18 protein-coding genes are annotated in these 17133 nt (G+C 41.3%); 2 read left to right on the plus strand and 16 right to left on the minus strand.

Translation table 11 applies throughout. The features are described 5' to 3' along the window. Positions 1 to 33 precede the first annotated feature (33 nt). The 10 genes from GKC25_RS10875 to rpmG form a co-directional block, all read right to left on the minus strand. Positions 34 to 1287, minus strand: a complete 1254-nt coding sequence (locus GKC25_RS10875) for an MFS transporter (protein WP_080869494.1) — start codon at positions 1285 to 1287, stop codon at positions 34 to 36. 155 nt (positions 1288 to 1442) lie between these two features. Continuing rightward, the gene (locus GKC25_RS10880) at positions 1443 to 2567 is read right to left on the minus strand and encodes a M14 family metallocarboxypeptidase (protein ID WP_342689791.1); all 1125 of its coding nucleotides are present in this window, start codon (positions 2565 to 2567) and stop codon (positions 1443 to 1445) included. A gap of 86 nt (positions 2568 to 2653) precedes the next feature. Beyond that, entirely contained in the window at positions 2654 to 4573 is a 1920-nt protein-coding gene (locus GKC25_RS10885; protein ID WP_034661301.1) for an LTA synthase family protein, read from the minus strand. Positions 4574 to 4787: 214 nt separating this feature from the next. Next, on the minus strand, positions 4788 to 5741 hold the full coding sequence (locus GKC25_RS10890) for an ROK family glucokinase (protein ID WP_034661302.1): 954 nt from the start codon (positions 5739 to 5741) through the stop codon (positions 4788 to 4790). Positions 5742 to 5754: 13 nt separating this feature from the next. Continuing rightward, positions 5755 to 5958, minus strand: a complete 204-nt coding sequence (locus tag GKC25_RS10895; RefSeq protein WP_034661303.1) for a YqgQ family protein — start codon at positions 5956 to 5958, stop codon at positions 5755 to 5757. Between the two features lie 70 nt (positions 5959 to 6028). Continuing rightward, the gene (locus GKC25_RS10900) at positions 6029 to 7567 is read right to left on the minus strand and encodes a rhomboid family intramembrane serine protease (protein WP_342689792.1); all 1539 of its coding nucleotides are present in this window, start codon (positions 7565 to 7567) and stop codon (positions 6029 to 6031) included. Between the two features lie 87 nt (positions 7568 to 7654). Continuing rightward, on the minus strand, positions 7655 to 7828 hold the full coding sequence (locus tag GKC25_RS10905; protein WP_162531857.1) for a hypothetical protein: 174 nt from the start codon (positions 7826 to 7828) through the stop codon (positions 7655 to 7657). A 100-nt stretch (positions 7829 to 7928) separates the two neighbouring features. Then, positions 7929 to 8063, minus strand: coding sequence for a hypothetical protein (locus GKC25_RS10910; RefSeq protein ID WP_258182066.1), 135 nt, complete (start codon positions 8061 to 8063; stop codon positions 7929 to 7931). A gap of 141 nt (positions 8064 to 8204) precedes the next feature. Then, positions 8205 to 8765 carry a 5-formyltetrahydrofolate cyclo-ligase gene (locus GKC25_RS10915; RefSeq protein ID WP_034661305.1) on the minus strand — a complete coding sequence of 187 codons (561 nt, stop codon included), beginning with the start codon at positions 8763 to 8765 and terminating at the stop codon, positions 8205 to 8207. Positions 8766 to 8813: 48 nt separating this feature from the next. Beyond that, positions 8814 to 8963, minus strand: a complete 150-nt coding sequence (gene rpmG, locus GKC25_RS10920) for a 50S ribosomal protein L33 (RefSeq protein WP_008360061.1) — start codon at positions 8961 to 8963, stop codon at positions 8814 to 8816. Between the two features lie 420 nt (positions 8964 to 9383). On the opposite strand from rpmG, the gene GKC25_RS10925 reads away from it, so the two are divergent. Beyond that, positions 9384 to 9731: a hypothetical protein gene (locus GKC25_RS10925; protein ID WP_003217285.1), complete on the plus strand. Its 348-nt coding sequence runs from the start codon at positions 9384 to 9386 to the stop codon at positions 9729 to 9731. Continuing rightward, positions 9728 to 10219 carry an endolytic transglycosylase MltG gene (locus tag GKC25_RS10930; protein WP_034661306.1) on the plus strand — a complete coding sequence of 164 codons (492 nt, stop codon included), beginning with the start codon at positions 9728 to 9730 and terminating at the stop codon, positions 10217 to 10219. Before GKC25_RS10925 ends, GKC25_RS10930 begins: the two co-directional genes overlap by 4 nt. A gap of 43 nt (positions 10220 to 10262) precedes the next feature. Here GKC25_RS10930 and pstB (GKC25_RS10935) read toward each other — a convergent pair whose 3' ends face one another. The 6 genes from pstB (GKC25_RS10935) to GKC25_RS10960 all read right to left on the minus strand — a co-directional run bounded on the left by pstB (GKC25_RS10935) (position 10263) and on the right by GKC25_RS10960 (position 17054). After that, a complete protein-coding gene (pstB, locus tag GKC25_RS10935; protein WP_034661307.1) occupies positions 10263 to 11045 on the minus strand; it encodes a phosphate ABC transporter ATP-binding protein PstB in 783 nt (260 codons plus the stop codon). A 14-nt stretch (positions 11046 to 11059) separates the two neighbouring features. Next, the gene (gene pstB, locus GKC25_RS10940) at positions 11060 to 11872 is read right to left on the minus strand and encodes a phosphate ABC transporter ATP-binding protein PstB (RefSeq protein WP_034661308.1); all 813 of its coding nucleotides are present in this window, start codon (positions 11870 to 11872) and stop codon (positions 11060 to 11062) included. Between the two features lie 23 nt (positions 11873 to 11895). After that, the gene (gene pstA / locus GKC25_RS10945; protein WP_034661309.1) at positions 11896 to 12780 is read right to left on the minus strand and encodes a phosphate ABC transporter permease PstA; all 885 of its coding nucleotides are present in this window, start codon (positions 12778 to 12780) and stop codon (positions 11896 to 11898) included. Continuing rightward, positions 12780 to 13706 (minus strand): phosphate ABC transporter permease subunit PstC, encoded by a 927-nt coding sequence (gene pstC / locus GKC25_RS10950; RefSeq protein ID WP_003217329.1) that lies wholly within the window; start codon positions 13704 to 13706, stop codon positions 12780 to 12782. The genes pstA and pstC overlap by 1 nt, the downstream gene beginning before the upstream one ends. Positions 13707 to 13785: 79 nt before the next feature. Then, a complete protein-coding gene (locus GKC25_RS10955; RefSeq protein ID WP_034661310.1) occupies positions 13786 to 14703 on the minus strand; it encodes a phosphate ABC transporter substrate-binding protein in 918 nt (305 codons plus the stop codon). Positions 14704 to 14918: 215 nt separating this feature from the next. Further along, the gene (locus GKC25_RS10960) at positions 14919 to 17054 is read right to left on the minus strand and encodes a peptidoglycan D,D-transpeptidase FtsI family protein (protein ID WP_034661311.1); all 2136 of its coding nucleotides are present in this window, start codon (positions 17052 to 17054) and stop codon (positions 14919 to 14921) included. Between the last annotated feature and the right edge of the window lie 79 nt (positions 17055 to 17133).

Raw genomic sequence — 17133 nt, forward strand, 5'->3', positions numbered from 1 at the left:
ATTGTAACCTATTCACAATCAATCATGCCATGCTCACGTTGCATTTAAAGAAGGTTTGTCTCGTTCTATCGTCAAATCCGCCCTTTCTACCTTCCCAATCTTTGTGAATAGAAGCAGGCATATCCCTGACACAGCTTCAATGATGCCGCCAGCCGCAATGACATACCCAGACCCAAATAGTGTCGCCATATAGCCGCCAATGAGAGCGCCTAACGGAATCATGAAGAAGGAGATCATGTTGATAATCGCATACACTTGCGGCTGATCCTCTGCTTTTACTGACAATTGAATCATTGTATGTTCAGGCACGTTGACTGCACTAATGGCAGCCCCTAAAGCAAAGGCTGATATAAACACAAGTGGTAAAAATGCGTTCATGCCTGTGATGAAGAACGAGATTCCATCAACGATCCCGGCACCTATAAACAGCAGCCCATACCGGTTCACTTTTACCTTTGTCAAAACAAACCCCATCAAGAAGGCACCTAGTGCCGTTGTGACTTTAATAAATGAATAGATAACTGGTCCACTATGTAAATCCTCTGTTAAATAAATAACAGACAATGCTTCCCATGGTGCTGCAGCGAAGTTTGAACAGACACAAAAAATCGCCAATGGAAACAAAATATGATGCCTTTTAACAAGTGAAAATCCCCGAATTAATCTTTTTCCATATGATAACCCTTTTTTGGCTTTATCGATGATGACTTCTGTTTCATATGTAATGATTAATACCAATAAAGCGGACAAGAGATAAAGAGGAATGATCACAAGCATTGTATATCCTACCCCTACAAATGCAATCATGACACCACAAATCGTTACCGTCACAAGCCTGACCACATGACTTGCTGATTGGATGGTTGCATTCGCTTTTTGTATGAGGTCCTCATGGACAAGCTTTGGAATAATTGATACGGACGCCGGTTCGTAGGAGCCACCAGTCGCCGAATGAAGCAGCATACAGCCAATCACAAGTGCTAATGGCGTGAAATCATAAAAGTAACTGACCACGATCACAAGGATTATCGCTCCTCTTGTTAAATCAGCAAAACACATCCAAAATTTCAATTGATGCGGCTTCATCATTGGGGTAATCAGCGGCCCAACAATGGCTTGCGGAACAAAGCTGACCGCAATAAAAAAAGCTGTTCCAATTGCCCCTTTCCCGCCTAGTACTAAAAGCCACAAGATGGTGTTGAAAGATAAACTATCAGCTGTTATTTTGCACATTTTAGAAATAAATAAGTAAGTGAAATTCCTTTTCCACAGGCTTTGAGCACTCAATGTTCGACATCTCCCTAAAACATATCCTTTTTTTTACATCCGTACTTTTCACAATAGCTCACAAGGCGGCCTCCGTCAATTGCTCTAACATTATTTTTATTGACAATAAGAAATTGATTCACGTTCAAATGTAAAAAGCACCTGACAGGTGCTTTTTAACACTTACATGCTTCCCATAACAGCCGCTTTGTTTTCTCATAGATGGTGTCAAATTGATTCATGGAAAGAGGATTTTTTCCTAGACCAAGCTCGACTGTATAGCCCTCATTGTGAAATTGATAAATAAACCAATCGCGATAGCCTGCATAGCTGTCAAGATATTGAACCGGTTTATAGCCGCTTACTTGCTCGAATCGTTTGACCGTTTCTTTTGAGATGGCAGGTTCGTGGCCAAGAAAGCCCCAGTATATCTCTTCTCCTTGTGTATGGAGAGCGATCAGCCGGTCAAAGCGTTTTCGTAACGCTAGATTTGCCATCGCTTTCGCTTCTGGTTCTGTTAACGGCTCGCGCCCTGGAAAATCCCGATAGGCCGGTGCCTTAGGCTGATGACGATAGTATTCGATCTCCCAATAAGCAGGAAATTGATTGTTCAAATCCACACCTCGTATATTTGCTTTCCACTCCTGATAATCAGCATATCCACCATGTAGCGATGTGAATTCTTCACTGCTGAGACCTAGTGACTCAGGTCCATTCCGAACGAGGTCTACGCCATCTGGATTCACCATTGGCACGATGGAGAGAGCTGTGGTTCGCAGAATATGAACGGCTTCATGATGTCTTGCTTGCACAGGATCAGATGCAGCCAAACACAGCGATTTCAGCCATTTTATTAAAACAGACGTCGTGATCCATTCATTTGCATGAAAAGAGGCATTCAAATGAATAGAATGTAAATGCTGAACAGGCTCTGTTCGGATTTCATAAATAGGTGTATCAAGCACTGAATGACCTATTATGCTGATTTGAAGAAAAGGAAATGCGGCTTTCAAGCGGCTCAGCTCTTCTTCTAATTGAGCACTATCATATTCAAAGGTTCCATTGATCCAATCATCGGATTGCTGCAGGCTGTAAGGCGCAATAAATTTCTGCAGCTCACCTATGGAAGAAAATGAATGGATGCCTTCCGGAAGTCTATATCCCGGTAAAAGAAGGTGATCAGTGCTTGTTTGATTGGATAAATGAAAAGCCGCATTCCCTATCCCTAACTGTTTTGCCACATTATCCTTTCCCGCTTCATCCAGCTGCCATTCAATTTTCCCAAACGACGTTGTCTTCATTTACATCCCTCCTCTCATACTATATGAGCCGGCAGACAAAAAAAGAAAACCTCTGCATCTAAAAATAGCAGAGGTTTTCTCATATGTTAGGACGCCTTTTTCAGCTTCGTTTCATCTTCTTTTTTGGATGGAGAATGGTCCGGGCTGTTCCGGTCATAAAATCTAAGGAGATCACCGTAGATGATTTGATCAGAGAATTGGAGCTCTTGCTTTGCCTTCTCTTCATAAGACTGACAAACGGTCTCATCTTCTCTTGGCTCACCCGTTTCTTTATTGTAGCAAACTCCATCTGTGAAAACACTGTCCTTCGTAATAAAGCTGCCATCACGAAGCACGGTAAAGTCATTCTTATCTTTTGATAAAAGATCATGACCAAATTGAATCTGTTTACTTGTATCAATTCCTAAAAGATTGAGTATAGTTGGACGGATATCGACTTGACCGCCTACCGTGTTAATTTCTTTTGGATGTTGATCTGTGATCCCTGGAATGTGTACAACAAACGGGACTTTTTGAAGCTGCACTTCTTCAAATGGCGTAATCTCTTTATTTAAAAATTGTCCCATTGCTTCGTTATGGTTTTCTGAAATTCCATAGTGATCCCCATATAAAACAAAGATGGAATTTTCGTACAAACCTGTTTCCTTCATCTTTTCAAAGAAAATCTTCAGCGCCTCATCTTGATAACGCACTGTAGGAAAGAACTTGTTTAACGTTTTGCTCTTAGAATCATATTCATCAATGAGCTTATCTTCTTCATCTAGATCAAATGGAAAGTGATTCGTTAATGTAATCAATCTCGTATAGAAAGGCTGCGGGATCGATTTCATCAATTCCGCTGACTGTTCAAAGAACGGACCATCTTTCAAGCCCCAGCCAACTGAGTTCTCTTCATTCACATCAAATGATTTAATATCAAAAAACTTATCGTAGCCGAAGCTATCGTAGATCAGGTCACGATTCCAGAAACTTTTGTTATTCGCATGAATAACAGAAGAGTGATACCCCTCATCCTTTAACAACTCAGGTGTGGCTGTATACTCATTGCTTGGGTTTGTGAAGAACACAGCCCCTCTTCCAAGTGGATAGAGAGAGTTATCAACAATAAACTCTGAGTCCGATGTTTTCCCTTGACCTGTTTGATGATAGAAATTAGTAAAGTTGTAGCTTTTCTTGATTAGTTTGTTTAAAAATGGGGTAATTTCTTTCCCATTTAATTTTTCATTGACCACAAAGCTCTGAGTAGACTCTAGGGAGACAAGAATGACATTTCGCCCTTTCGCTTGACCAAACGTCTTTTCATTACGGTCGGTTTGATTTGCGCTTACATAGTTTTCAATTTCCGTTAAGCTATTACTGTCAGCAAGGGCTCGTTGAGCAGACTGCTTCGATTGCAACACTCCATCATAAATATGGAAATTATATAAGCTAATATTTTTCACCAGCATCTCACGGTCAAATGAGCGAGTGAGCAGTTCTGGTCTTTCTGTTTCAGCCAAACCAAGGTTAAAGAAGAAAGTGGCTGCCACAAATAAATAATAAGCTGCTCGTTCTTTTCGTGAAATGGTGACATCCGTTCTAAAGGAAGGCTGCTTTTTATAGAGCCACATTAAAATCATAATATCAACGAACATCAGAAAATCGACTGGTTCAATTAAAGAGGTAATACTTGACCCGAGGTCACCCATATTGTTTGTTTGAAATAGGACGGGGATGGTTAGAAAGTCACTATAGAATCGATAAAACACAATGTTAGCTAACAAAATGAATGTCAGGATAAAGCTCATCACGATGATATATCGATTGCGATTTTTTTCTTTCATAAATAAACCGATACCGAAGATAAACAAGAGAAAGCTAAGCGGATTAATAAACAGGATAAACTCCTGCATGAAATTTTCTATTTTAATATTAAAGCTAGATTTATAGATAACATAGGTTTTGACCCACATTAACAATGTCGCAATCAGTAAAAATGAAATCGCCTTTAATCTTTTCTTTCGCATTGTAACCTCCTTATGCTCTAAGCATGCACTCAAGTTAGGGAATACCCTAATTATTGGTGCTTCTTCAAAAATAACTAAACTATATCTTATCCTGTATGTGCTGGAAAATCAATGTCTTTTTCCTCATGACAAACTTATGAATATGCTAAACATTTCATTTCATGCCCATCTATCGCTTTTTTTAATAAAAATGACATCATGATGACTTTTTTGTTTAAGACAGCCATTTGTTTTTTGCCATCCATGCACCACCGATGACTCCTGCATCGTTTCCGAGTGAAGCAATCACGACTTCGACATCATCAGCGCAAGGCGGAAATGCGTGATGTTTAACAACGCGCTCTACTTTACTGCGAAGAAGCTCCCCTGCTTTTGAAACACCGCCGCCAATCACGATTTTTGTTGGGTTTAACGCACTGGCAAGATTCGCTAAGACTAGTCCAAGATGAGTCGTCACTTCTTCTACGACACGAATGGCAAGATCATCTCCACTTTCAGCAGCCCTAAACACATCCTTTGCAGACAGCGAAGTGAGCGTGCCAAGTGAAGATGTATGCTGCTCCCTTTCTAATTTATCCTTTGCAAGCCGAACGATGCCAGTCGCAGATGCAATGGTTTCAATACAGCCTGTTCTTCCGCAGTTACACGGTGCTCCTTGGAATGGAACGGCACAAATATGGCCAATTTCTCCGCCAGCCCCAGTCTCACCTTGAACAACTTCACCATTTACAATAATACCGCCGCCAACACCCGTGCCAAGTGTGACCATCAGGATATTTTTTGCGCCATCTCCTGCACCCTTCCACATTTCACCGAGTGCAGCAATATTCGCATCATTTTCTATGACAGATGGAAGTCCTGTCTCTGCCTCCAGGTGATCTTTGAGTGGATAGTTTGTCCAGCCGAGATTCGTTGTTTTATAGACAATCCCAGATACTTTATCTACAGGCCCAGGTGCACCCATTCCAATCCCAATAAGCGCTGATTTTGGCATACTGATTTCGATCAGTTTGTGGTCAATTGATTTGGCAATATCGACTGTGATCGTCTGCCCTGATTTATCCGTAGGAATCTCCCACTTATGCTGAATTTCACCATATAGATTAATGAACGCAAGCTTAATTGTCGTACCGCCAAGATCAACTCCTACAAACCAATCCCCTGTCATATGCCCTCCACCTTCACATTGTTTTTCGATTTAATTTGGCTAGTTCCATTTGAAGAATAGTCATTGCGTTTGACCATTCGGTCCGGTCAATAATGCCCGATGCATACATTTCCTTCAGTTCATCTGCCATAAATTCTAATTCCACTTCACGATCTCCGAAATACACATAATTTCCAAATCTCATGAGCAGCTGCTGTACATCATATAACGTTTTCATTATTTCCACCATTTCTTCTCATCAACGGATAGGATAAGCGTATTCATAAATGCGCTTTCAGTCAAGTCATTCAATGTGTTTGCGTGCTTTCAATATATTGTTTCAGTTTTAAAAATTGATCATTTTTTGGATCTTGGTCTAACCCTTTCTCGATTAGATCCTCCGCTTTCGCTGTCTCTCCTTTTTCTACGTACAACAACGATAAATGATACAGTTTATTTGGATCATCAGGATCTTTTTTAAGCGACTTTTGTAAAAATTCAATCGCTTTGTCAAGGTGGCCGAGCTGCGCTTCCGATAGTGCATATATATGGAGAGCATCAGCTGATGCATCCTTTTGGTGTACATATTCCTCTAATCGTTTACTTGCTTCGTTATAGTTCTTCTCATCAAATAGACTTGCTGCCTCACTTACTGCCGCCGCTTCCTTTTGATCGTCTGGATGAAACCCTGTATACAGTCCAAAACCGCCAATCAACAGCAGAACAGCACTAGCAAGAAACATTTTGACAGGCTGCACCTGTTTAGGGAGCCGGACAGCTAAAGCGGCTAAAAAACCGCCAACCAGACCGCCAAGGTGCCCTGCGTTATCAATACCTGATACGGTGAAGCCTATCCCTAAATTGATAAGGATGATCACAATAATATTTGTCCCCATCGTTCGAAAGAATAGCTTGCGGTTAGAAATTGCTAAATATAATAGCGCACCTAAGCAGCCAAAGATCGCACCTGATGCACCGGCTGCGATGGCCGTATTAAAGACAAAGCTCGCAATGGAGCCAAAAATGCCGGAAATGAAATAGATGAGCAAAAATCTCCATGAGCCATAAATTCTCTCAACAGCCGCTCCGACAGACCAAAGAGCAAATGTATTAAAGAGTAAGTGCGTCAAGCCAATGTGCAAAAACATTGGTGTAATCAGGCGCCACCATTCTCCATCTAAGATCAGCCCATTATTTTTAGCACCAAACGCTGTTAAAGTTGCCGTATTGGTACTTCCGCCAGATAGTTCAAGCAAAAGAAACATCACCACTTGAACAGCGATGAGCAAGTAGGTGAAAATCGGTCTGCCATTTTGAAAAACGGCCCGTTCTCGTTCACGCTGCTTTTCCTGATCATCAAATGCCTGAAGTACGTTCACTTTAAGCCGCATGACATCTTCAGCTGTGTCTCTCTTCGCCTCTTCTACATCCACTGTCAGCGAGGTGTTCAGCCATTTTTGCAGCTCGTTTACGTCGTGTTGAAGAGTGTCTTCATTCAGTAATACAGGTGTAACCGTCACCTTTTGTTTTTTTTGCGGCTGACCGTTTAAGTCTTCCCAATCATCTACAGGATTGTCAGCTGTAAATTGGAGCTGCAAGAGATGAAGAGACCGTTTACGCATCGCCTCTCTCAGCTGATTCATCCGATACGTCTGCTCTTCGATATCTCGAACGATCTCCTGTCTAAAATTCACATCTTTTCTATATAGACGGATGAGATCATACCCTGAGTTTCGTGGTGCTTCAAAAAATATTTCATCTTCTGGATACGGACTTTGAATCATCTCGTACCCTTTTTGTCTTAATTCATCAACAACTCGCCAAAATAGACTATCTATGACATTCATTCATTCGCGCTCCATTTTTTACATTATTATAACAAGAATCGTTCTTATCCGCATTTCTGAACAAAAAAAATCCCGGCTTCTGCGGGATTAGAATGCTTGGCGAATAAATTTCGTCCGAAAATATGGGATTTTCATCAGCCACTTAATAAAAAAGTGACGCACTTGATTTTGACCTAAGATCAAATTCATCAGCCGATAACGATTTTGCACGAGAACGAATGCAAACAATGTGAACACAACGCTCCAAATCATTTTATTCATCATATTCCCTCCTATGTTCGTATCGTGGCTTAAATAGGATTTGTTTATGCATGAACCATCATTTTTATCACTTTCAATGGTTCTTTTCATTAGCCGGCTTTCACAATCTAATCCCTTGTTCTTTTGATTGAATATAATAGACCTCTTCACACTCTGATTGATCATAAGAAACGTCATTATTCACTTCCTCCCACATATTACGGAAGTATCTTTTCTTTCCACGAAATTTTTTCAAAACGGACCTCCTAGCAAAATGCCATTACATGCTGGTTTTTAATCAATGTGAAATCATATTGCGTTTCACCCTACCGTACCTGCAACTCTGATGAAACGATCTCAACACAAAAAGCCCGATCTTTGGACAATCAGCGGACTTTTACTTTTGATATAACGTACCTTTTTCACTGACAATCATAGACACCGGTATGTCGTGTGCTTCAGCCGGCACATGCTCGATTTGCTGTAACGACAGACAAAGGGCAATGGTTACGCCGTGGTAGTCAGCTAAGTAGCGGTCATAATAGCCGCCACCAAATCCAATCCGGTAGCCTTTTTGATCGAAGCATACCCCAGGCACGATGATTAAATCAATGGCTTCTTTATGTACAGCTGCCGACGCCCGTGGGTCTGGCTCCAATAGCCCAAAGTAGCTGGATGTCATCTTTGTTTCGGGTGTATATTCATAAAACATCATCTCTTTTGTTTCCGGAAAACAGGTGGGTATACATACTGTTTTTCCTTCTTCCCACGCTTTTTCAATCAGAGGCATTGTCGGTATCTCTTTTCCTCTAGACATTGTCAAAGCGATCGTTTTCGCCTGTTTCCATGCTGGCAGCTGCAATAAGTGCTCATGAAGTAAAGCGGTGCTGCACTCAAATTCTTCAGCGCTTATCTGATCAAGCTTGGCTAATGTTTGAAGGCGAAGCTCCTTTTTCATACAGATCATCTCCCATCATAAAAAAACAGCAGGAAAATTCCCTGCTGCTTACTTTGTTTCACGATGTAAAGTTTGTTTTTTATCACGTGAGCAATACTTTTTGAATTCAACGCGATCTGGATTGTTTCGCTTATTCTTTTTAGTAATATAGTTACGCTCACCGCATTCAGTGCAAGCTAGAGTAATATTTACGCGCATATTTTTCCCTCCAAACTAAAATCAATTCACATTCAGACCTAACTATAATACCACTTCTAGCTTAGGAATGCTAGAATGTTTTTTCACCAATTTCATTTTGAGTGCATTCACTTACATATCGCATGGTTATGTCATGAAAAATCGTCTGCTCCCCTATAAAACCTTATCCTTTGTCGTACTGTATACATGAGACCCCCTCTTCTCCCCGCCGCTCTCTTTTATTTTGACAGCGAGCAAGGTTTTCATACTCGTTTTACATATAAAAAGAAAAAAGATGAAAAAAAGGTGATTTTCTTCAGCAATTCCTTTTGAAACTAGCTTTTTTATGGTATAAAAAAGAAGGGTCGAAAACTGTCTGAAACAATCTTGAAAGCCTTTTATGGCTTTCAGCATTAAAATATGAATAAAAGGTGATGAAACATGGAAATTGCAATTATCGGATTGCTTGTTGTCAGTATTGTACTGATCGCATTCTCATATTTTCAAAGAGAGCCGATTAAAGAAGTCGAGCAGGAACTTGAAACACTTCAACTATCTGCAATGCAAGAAATCTATAAACTGAAAAAGAAAATGAAAGTGCTTGAAGAAGAATTACTTGAAACAAACATCGTCGTTCGCAAGCATTCAGAAATTGATCCATCCATCGCAAGACAGATCATTTCAAAGCACCAAAATGGCATGTCTCCTGAGGCCATTGCGCGCGCTGAGCATGTATCTGTAGAAGATGTCAACATGATCATTAAAGACAACGAGAGGGTGCTTGTATGACGAAAAAAAGCATCCAAACGTTTGCAGCAGGTATGATTCTTGCAACTGGGGTTCTTGCGATTGTCTTTTTTCTCACTGGGAAAGACGAGGCAGCAGCTGATACAACAACAAAAGAAACCCTCGCACAGAAAGTAACAGACACTGACGTGAAAAACTATTTAGACTCCAAAAAAGAAGTCACTGTCAGCCGTGAAACGTACCAGCAGCTTCTTGACTATAAAGAAAAAGCGCTGAAGGCAAATGAAGACGGCGATTCTAAGAGTGATAAACAAAAGCCTAAAGGCAAATCGATCAAATTCGTGATTAAAAACGGTATGAGTACAAGTGATGTTTCAGACATGCTGGAAAAGGACGGCATCATCAACTCGTCTAAAGATTTTAATGATTACGTGATTGACGCCGGCTACCATAAAGAAATTCGTGCAGGCAAGTTCAATTTAAAAACAGGGATGACGTTCAAACAAATCGTCAAAGCCTTAACAAAATAACAATAAAAACCCCCTGGCGGCACTGACTTCCAGGGGATTTTTATTATCCAAATCGACCAGATATATAATCATTCGTTCTTTGATCGTTTGGCTCAGAAAACATCACATTCGTATCATTAACCTCAACAAGCTCCCCCATTAAGAAGAATGCCGTTCGGTCTGATACCCTAGCCGCTTGCTGCATGTTATGCGTCACAATGGCAATTGTATATTTCTCTTTCAATTTCATAATCAATTCTTCAATCTTTAATGTTGAGACAGGATCAAGCGCTGATGTTGGTTCATCCATTAATAAGATGTCTGGGCTTGTGGCAATGGCTCTTGCGATACAAAGACGCTGCTGCTGACCGCCAGAAAGGCCTAGAGCGGGAGCACTTAATCGATCTTTCACTTCATCCCATAGGGCAACATCTCGAAGCGCTTTTTCAGCGATTTCTTTCAATTGCTGCTTGCTCTTAACTCCGTGAATTCTTGGTCCGTATACGACATTATCAAAAATTGACTGAGGGAATGGATTCCCTTTTTGAAACACCATACCGACATTTTTACGCAACTCGACTAAATCGACACGACCTTTTAAAATGTTGTCATCTTTATACATCATATCCCCAGTGATTTTCACACCTGGCACTGTTTTGACCATAAGATTTAACGTTTTAATAAACGTTGACTTTCCGCAGCCGGATGGGCCGATAATCGCTGTGACTTCATGCTCTCTAATCGCTAAGTCAATATGCTTCAATGCATGATGCTGTCCATACCAAAGGTTCATATCATTCACACGAAACACTTCTTTTTTTGCTGTTTCAGTTGCTACTGCATTCATCAAATCCACCCGCCTTATCCAAATCGACCATTGATATAGTCTTCTGTTTTTTGCTGCGCAGGACGTGTAAAGATACGTTCTGTGGCATCATATTCTACTAGATCTCCGTTTAAGAAAAAGGCCGTACGATCAGATACACGGAGCGCTTGCTGCATGTTGTGTGTCACAATGACGATTGAATAATCATTTTTCAATTCGCCTAATAGCTCTTCAATTTTCGCATTTGAGATAGGGTCTAGAGCAGAAGCTGGTTCATCTAATAGCAAGACACTAGGTTTCATCGCAAGTGTACGTGCAATACAAAGGCGCTGCTGCTGACCGCCTGACAATGACAAAGCGGATCGGTGCAAACGATCTTTGACCTCATCCCATAACGCCGCCTTTGTTAAGCTTTCTTCAACCGCATCATCAAGCACAGATTTTCTTTTTTCGCCTGCATACTTTAACGCATGGGTGATGTTATTGTAGATCGATTTAGGAAATGGATTTGGTTTTTGGAAGACCATGCCGATTTCTCTTCTTAAATTCACCACATTAATACGGTCATCCAAAATATTTAATCCTTCGTACATGATCGCCCCTTCACTTCTCGCACCTGGAATTAAGTCGTTCATGCGGTTAATACTGCGTAAAAAGGTAGACTTCCCGCAGCCGGATGGACCGATTAATGCGGTGATTGCATTCTTCTCAATCTCGAATGAAATGTGATTGACCGCTCTTTTTTCACCATAATAAATGCTTAAATCCTGCACTTGTAAAATCTGTTCCGCTTGAAGTGGAGCCTTTTTCGCTGCAATCTCTTTTTTTTCTGCCAGCATTTGAACCATATCCCCTTCACACCTCTCTCACATTATTTTGACGTAAGCTTTTTATGAATAAATGAACCAAGCCATCTAGCTGCTAAATTGAACAATAAGACTGAAAGCACAAGTACAGCTGATGCACCATTTGCAATGGCTTCTGCATCTGGAATGATTCCTTGTGTATTGACGTTCCATATATGAACGGCTAATGTTTCTGCCGGTCTAAACACATTCAGCGGTGACGTATCAGAAAAAGGACTCCAGTTTGTGAAATCAAGGCGCGGTGTGGAGAGACCTGCTGTAAAAAGAAGGGCAGCCGCCTCACCAAAGACTCTTCCTGATGCTAAAATCGCACCAGTGATTATAGACGGAAGCGCACCTGGAATAAGGACCGTTTTGACTGTGTGCCACTTCGTTACACCAAGCGCAAGTGATGCTTCCTTTTGATCCTTCGGTACAGAGCGCAGCGCATCTTCTGTCACCCTGACCATCACCGGCAGGTTAAACACAGTGAGCGCAAGAGCTCCTCCAATGATCGTATAGCCCCAGCCTGTTAAATTCACAAACATGAGTAAACCAAACATCCCAATGACGATAGACGGAAGTGAAGACAGCACTTCAATACATGTACGAATAAAATCTGTGACTTTGTTTTGAGGTGCATACTCTGCCATATACACTCCCCCGCCGACGCCAAGCGGGACTGTGATCAGCATCGTAATAAACAAAATATAAAACGAGTTAAACAGCTGATCCCTGATGCCGCCGCCAGAGCCAATCGCACTTGAGCGAGTGGTCAAAAAGTCAAAGTTTAATTCTTTTGCACCATTGAAAATGATATAAGAAAACAAACCAACGAGGATTGCCGTAATAATGGCAGCACATAATCCAAAAACAAACGTGGCAAAACGATCGGTCATTTTGCTATTCATTAAATCTTCCTCCTAGACGACAAGTATCTAATAATAAGTATGAACATAAATGATACAACTAGAAGGACAAGTCCCATTGACCAAAGTGTATTGTTTTCAACACTTCCATACGTTGTGTGACCCATGTTTAACGTAATAATGGTTGTTAATGTACCAGCTGTATCCATAATGCTCTCTGGTAAATTACGCGTGTTTCCAATGACCATCTGTACAGCAAGGGCTTCTCCAAATGCTCTAGCCATGCCGAGCACGACCGCTGTCATTAATGTTGGCAGAGCTGCCGGGACAAGCACACGTCTAATCGTTTGCCATCTTGTTGCGCCTAATGCGTACGATCCCTCACGTAAACTTTTTGGTAGTGAACCCATTGCATCAGTCGCAATGGATGTAACGGTTGGCAGGATCATAATAGACAGGACAATCGTTCCTGCTAGCACGCTATGTCCTGAGCCGCTTGACTTGAAATGTCCGATAAACGGCACCAATACTGTAAGACCTATGAATCCGTAAACAACGGATGGAATCCCTACAAGCAATTCAATGACTGGCTGGAGGATTTTACGTCCCCAAGCAGGTGCAATTTCTGTCATAAAGATGGCGCCTGCGATGCCTAGCGGCGCTGCAATGAGTGCCGATAGGAGCGTGACGGCGATTGATCCAAAGATAAACGGAAATGCACCGTACTGCGGGTTTTCTGCTGTTGGGTTCCAATTGATACTGGTTAAGAACTCAATTGGGCTTACACCATTTACGATGAAAGATTGTAAACCCTTAATGCCAAGGAAGATGGTAATGGCGATTGATACAGCAATCATTAAGAATGCGCAAAATCTCACCAAAATACTTCCTCTTACTTCATCCATTTGCCTATTTTTCTTCGAGCTGATCAGTCGATCGCTCGCTTCTGTATGTTCTATCTGCTTCATCTTTTTCTACACTCCTATGAATGTCATAAAAGGAAAAGTGAAAAGCTCCACTTTTCCTTCATCAGCAATTCAAGACCTCTTACTTATCTGTTTGTTTGCCTGTTGCGTCTCTTTCTACTTTCATATTAGAAACTGAGATGTAACCTTGGTCTTTGACGATTTCTTTTTGTACTTCATCACTCATGAGGTAATCTAAGAATTGTTTTGCTAGACCATCCGGCTCACCTTTTGTATAAGAATGCTCGTAAGCCCAAATTGTATATTTACCGCTTTCTACATTGCTTTCTTCCGGTTTCACACCATCAATGCTAAGCGGTGTTATTTTGTCATCTGTTAAATAAGAGAATGCTAGGTATCCAATCGCACCTGGTGTTTCTGCAATCAGTTTTTTCACTGTGTTTGAAGAATCTTCTGTGATTCCTTCTGCAGGTGTTGCACCATCAAGTGCATACTTCACAAATGTTGCACGAGTTCCTGAAGAGTCAGGTCTGTTCACAAGAGTGATTTTTTGGTCTTTCCCGCCAAGCTCTTTCCAGTTTTTGATTTTACCAGTGAAGATTTTTTTCAATTCGTCCTTTGTGATGTCTTTGACACCAACTTCAGGGTTTACAGCTGCGGCCATTCCAACAACTGCTACTTTGTGGTCTGTTAAAGCTTTTGCGTCGATTCCGTCTTTCTCTTCTGCGAATACATCTGAGTTACCAATTTGTACAGATCCTTCTGAAACTTGAGAAAGTCCAGTTCCTGAACCGCCGGCTTGCACTTGAATATCGGCTTTTGGATGTTTATCCATGAATTTTTCTGCTGCCGCAAGAACTAAAGGCTGCATCGCAGATGATCCTGAGATGGTAATGGAACCTGATGCCTCATCTTTGTTTGAAGCATTTCCTTTACTGTCTTTTGAATCTCCGCTTGAGCTGCTGTTTCCGCATGCTGTGACGAATGCTAACAATGCGATAGTAAGGAAAGTAAGCAGCCATAATTTGTTCTTTTTCATTTCAAGAATACCCCCTGAATAATTTGTCCTACGAGTAATACATTAAAGGTTCTTTATTAATTTCGTTTAAATGGAATGTTAAGGTTTTGTAAATGTCGAAGTTTTGTAGAGATCTTGCGATGTTTTTTATGCATTTTGTCAATTTATCTCGAAAAATTTGAAGAAAACGTAAAAAAAACGCCCACAAAAAGTGAGCGTTTTTACCTAGAAAAGGTCTAGTCATTTGTTTCTGCTTCATTTTCAATTTTATTTTTGTTCTTCGCTTGTGTATCATTGCTTTCCTGTTTTGATTTCAGCTCAAAGTACTTGTCTAATACTTGTTCACCGATATCATTTGTAATTGGATAGCGCTGGTTGTAGTCTTGATACACCCACGGTACAACGACGGAAATGGCCACTTCTGGATTATCAGCAGGCGCATACGCAACAAGAGTGGTGTTATACGTTGGTGTGCCGCGTTTGCTTTTAATTGGGCCGTCATAGAATGATTGAGCGGTCCCTGTTTTGCCAGCCGGGTTGTATTTTTTGTTGCCAAAGTTCGAATAGGCTGTCCCTCGTGGGTTCTGCATAACAAGCTTGAAGCCTTGCTGAACACGCTTGATCTCATCACTCGTCATGTCTAGCTTATTCAATACGTCCGGTTTGACGGATTCTGTTACAGCACCAATGCCGCGCTGCGGATCTGGCTCTCTCACTTCTTTAACAAGCTGCGGACGTAAACGATATCCGCCATTTGCAACCGTTGAAACGTATTGCGCCATTTGCAGCGGTGTAAACGTATCATACTGTCCAATTGCATAGTCAAGCAGGAGACCAGATTGTGTAGACGTTCCCCGGTAGCCTGTCGCTTCGTTTGGCAGGTCAATCCCTGTTTTGACACCGAGACCAAATTTACTGAAATTATAACGGAATGTATCAAAAGCTTTCGGATCGATTGGGAGCGGCTGGTTCTTACGATACTCCCCTTTTCCAACGGCAATCGCTGTTTTAAACATATACACGTTAGATGAACGCTCGAGTGCCGTTAAATCATTAATGAGTCCCATATTTTGATAGGATTTCTTTGGCGGTGACTGCGCGATATATAGCGGTTCATCGTACTGGGTACTTCCTATGTGAAGCACGCCTGTTTTATATCCCGTCAGTACAGTTGCCCCTTTGACAGCTGAGCCCATCGCATAGGATGATGTCATCGTTCCTAATGCGTAGTCATCAAATTTATATTTTCCGTTTTTATTTGAAATCTGTTTCCCCGCTACGGAGAGAACTTCTCCATTTCTCGGGTCCATCATGACAACAAATGCGCGATCAAGAAGCTCTGTGCCGCCTCTTTGTTTCGCACTTCTCAAGTTCTTTTCAACGATTTTTTCAACCGCTTTTTGCAGCTGAATATCGATGGTGAGCACAAGGTCTTTCCCGCTCTTTCCTTCTGTTAGCACTTTAGAGCTTGTCACATTGCCCTCTTTATCAGTTGTGCTCTGTTCTTTTTCCTTTTGGCCTTGCAGGACATCTTCATATTGATATTCTAGATAGCTTTTTCCTACACGATCATTTCGGCTGTAGCCGAGCGATAAATAATGTTCAAGAAGTGACTGCGGAAGTCCTTCATCACTTGAGGACACACTGCCGAGCATACTGCGGAGCAGTCCTTTATACGGATAGCTGCGTGACCAGTCTGTTGTGACATCCACACCTGGCAGCTCGTCCAAATGCTCAGAGACGTAAGCAATTTCGCTTGGCTTCACATCATCATTTTTAATGAATTGAGGCGTAAGTGCATAACCTGCATCCATCTGTCTTTTAATCGCAAGCACTTGTAAGTCTTTTTTCGTCAGTTGATTTAATTCCTTGTCCGTGATGCGTTTCAGCTGAAGCTCATATAATTTATCATCAGCGACCTTATCGTCACCCTTTAATTTCGATTCCTTTTGAACAAGCTTTTTCGCTTCATTCGGATGCGTTAAAATCCAGAAATCTTTTTTGTCACGATCTGTGATTTTTTTCGTACTCACATGAATCATATCCGCTAATTTTGTAGCCACTTTGAGCCGCTCTTCTTGTGAAGTCGTCGAGGTTCTCGTATATGTAATGGCATTTAGCGCTTTATTACTGACAATCGTATTATAGTTTCGATCGTAAATTTTTCCGCGTGGAGCAGATGAGCTGACATTCACATCTTCTTGTTTTTCTGCCTGCTTTTTATAATCTTCTCCATTGACAATTTGTACAAATCCGAGTCTCACAACAACACCGGTAAAAATAATAAACGCAGCTAAAAATAGTAAATTCAGCCGGAGTGGAAGTGTTTTGCGCCCTTCCTTTGCGTCTTTTTTGTTTTTCTTGTTTCTCATCACATCACCTTTTCTATCAAGAAAGAAATGGCACCCCTTTTTGTGTATAAAAGGTGCCATCATCATTTTAGCGGTTTTT

It is taken from the genome of Bacillus pumilus, from assembly GCF_038738535.1.
Lineage (GTDB): Bacteria > Bacillota > Bacilli > Bacillales > Bacillaceae > Bacillus.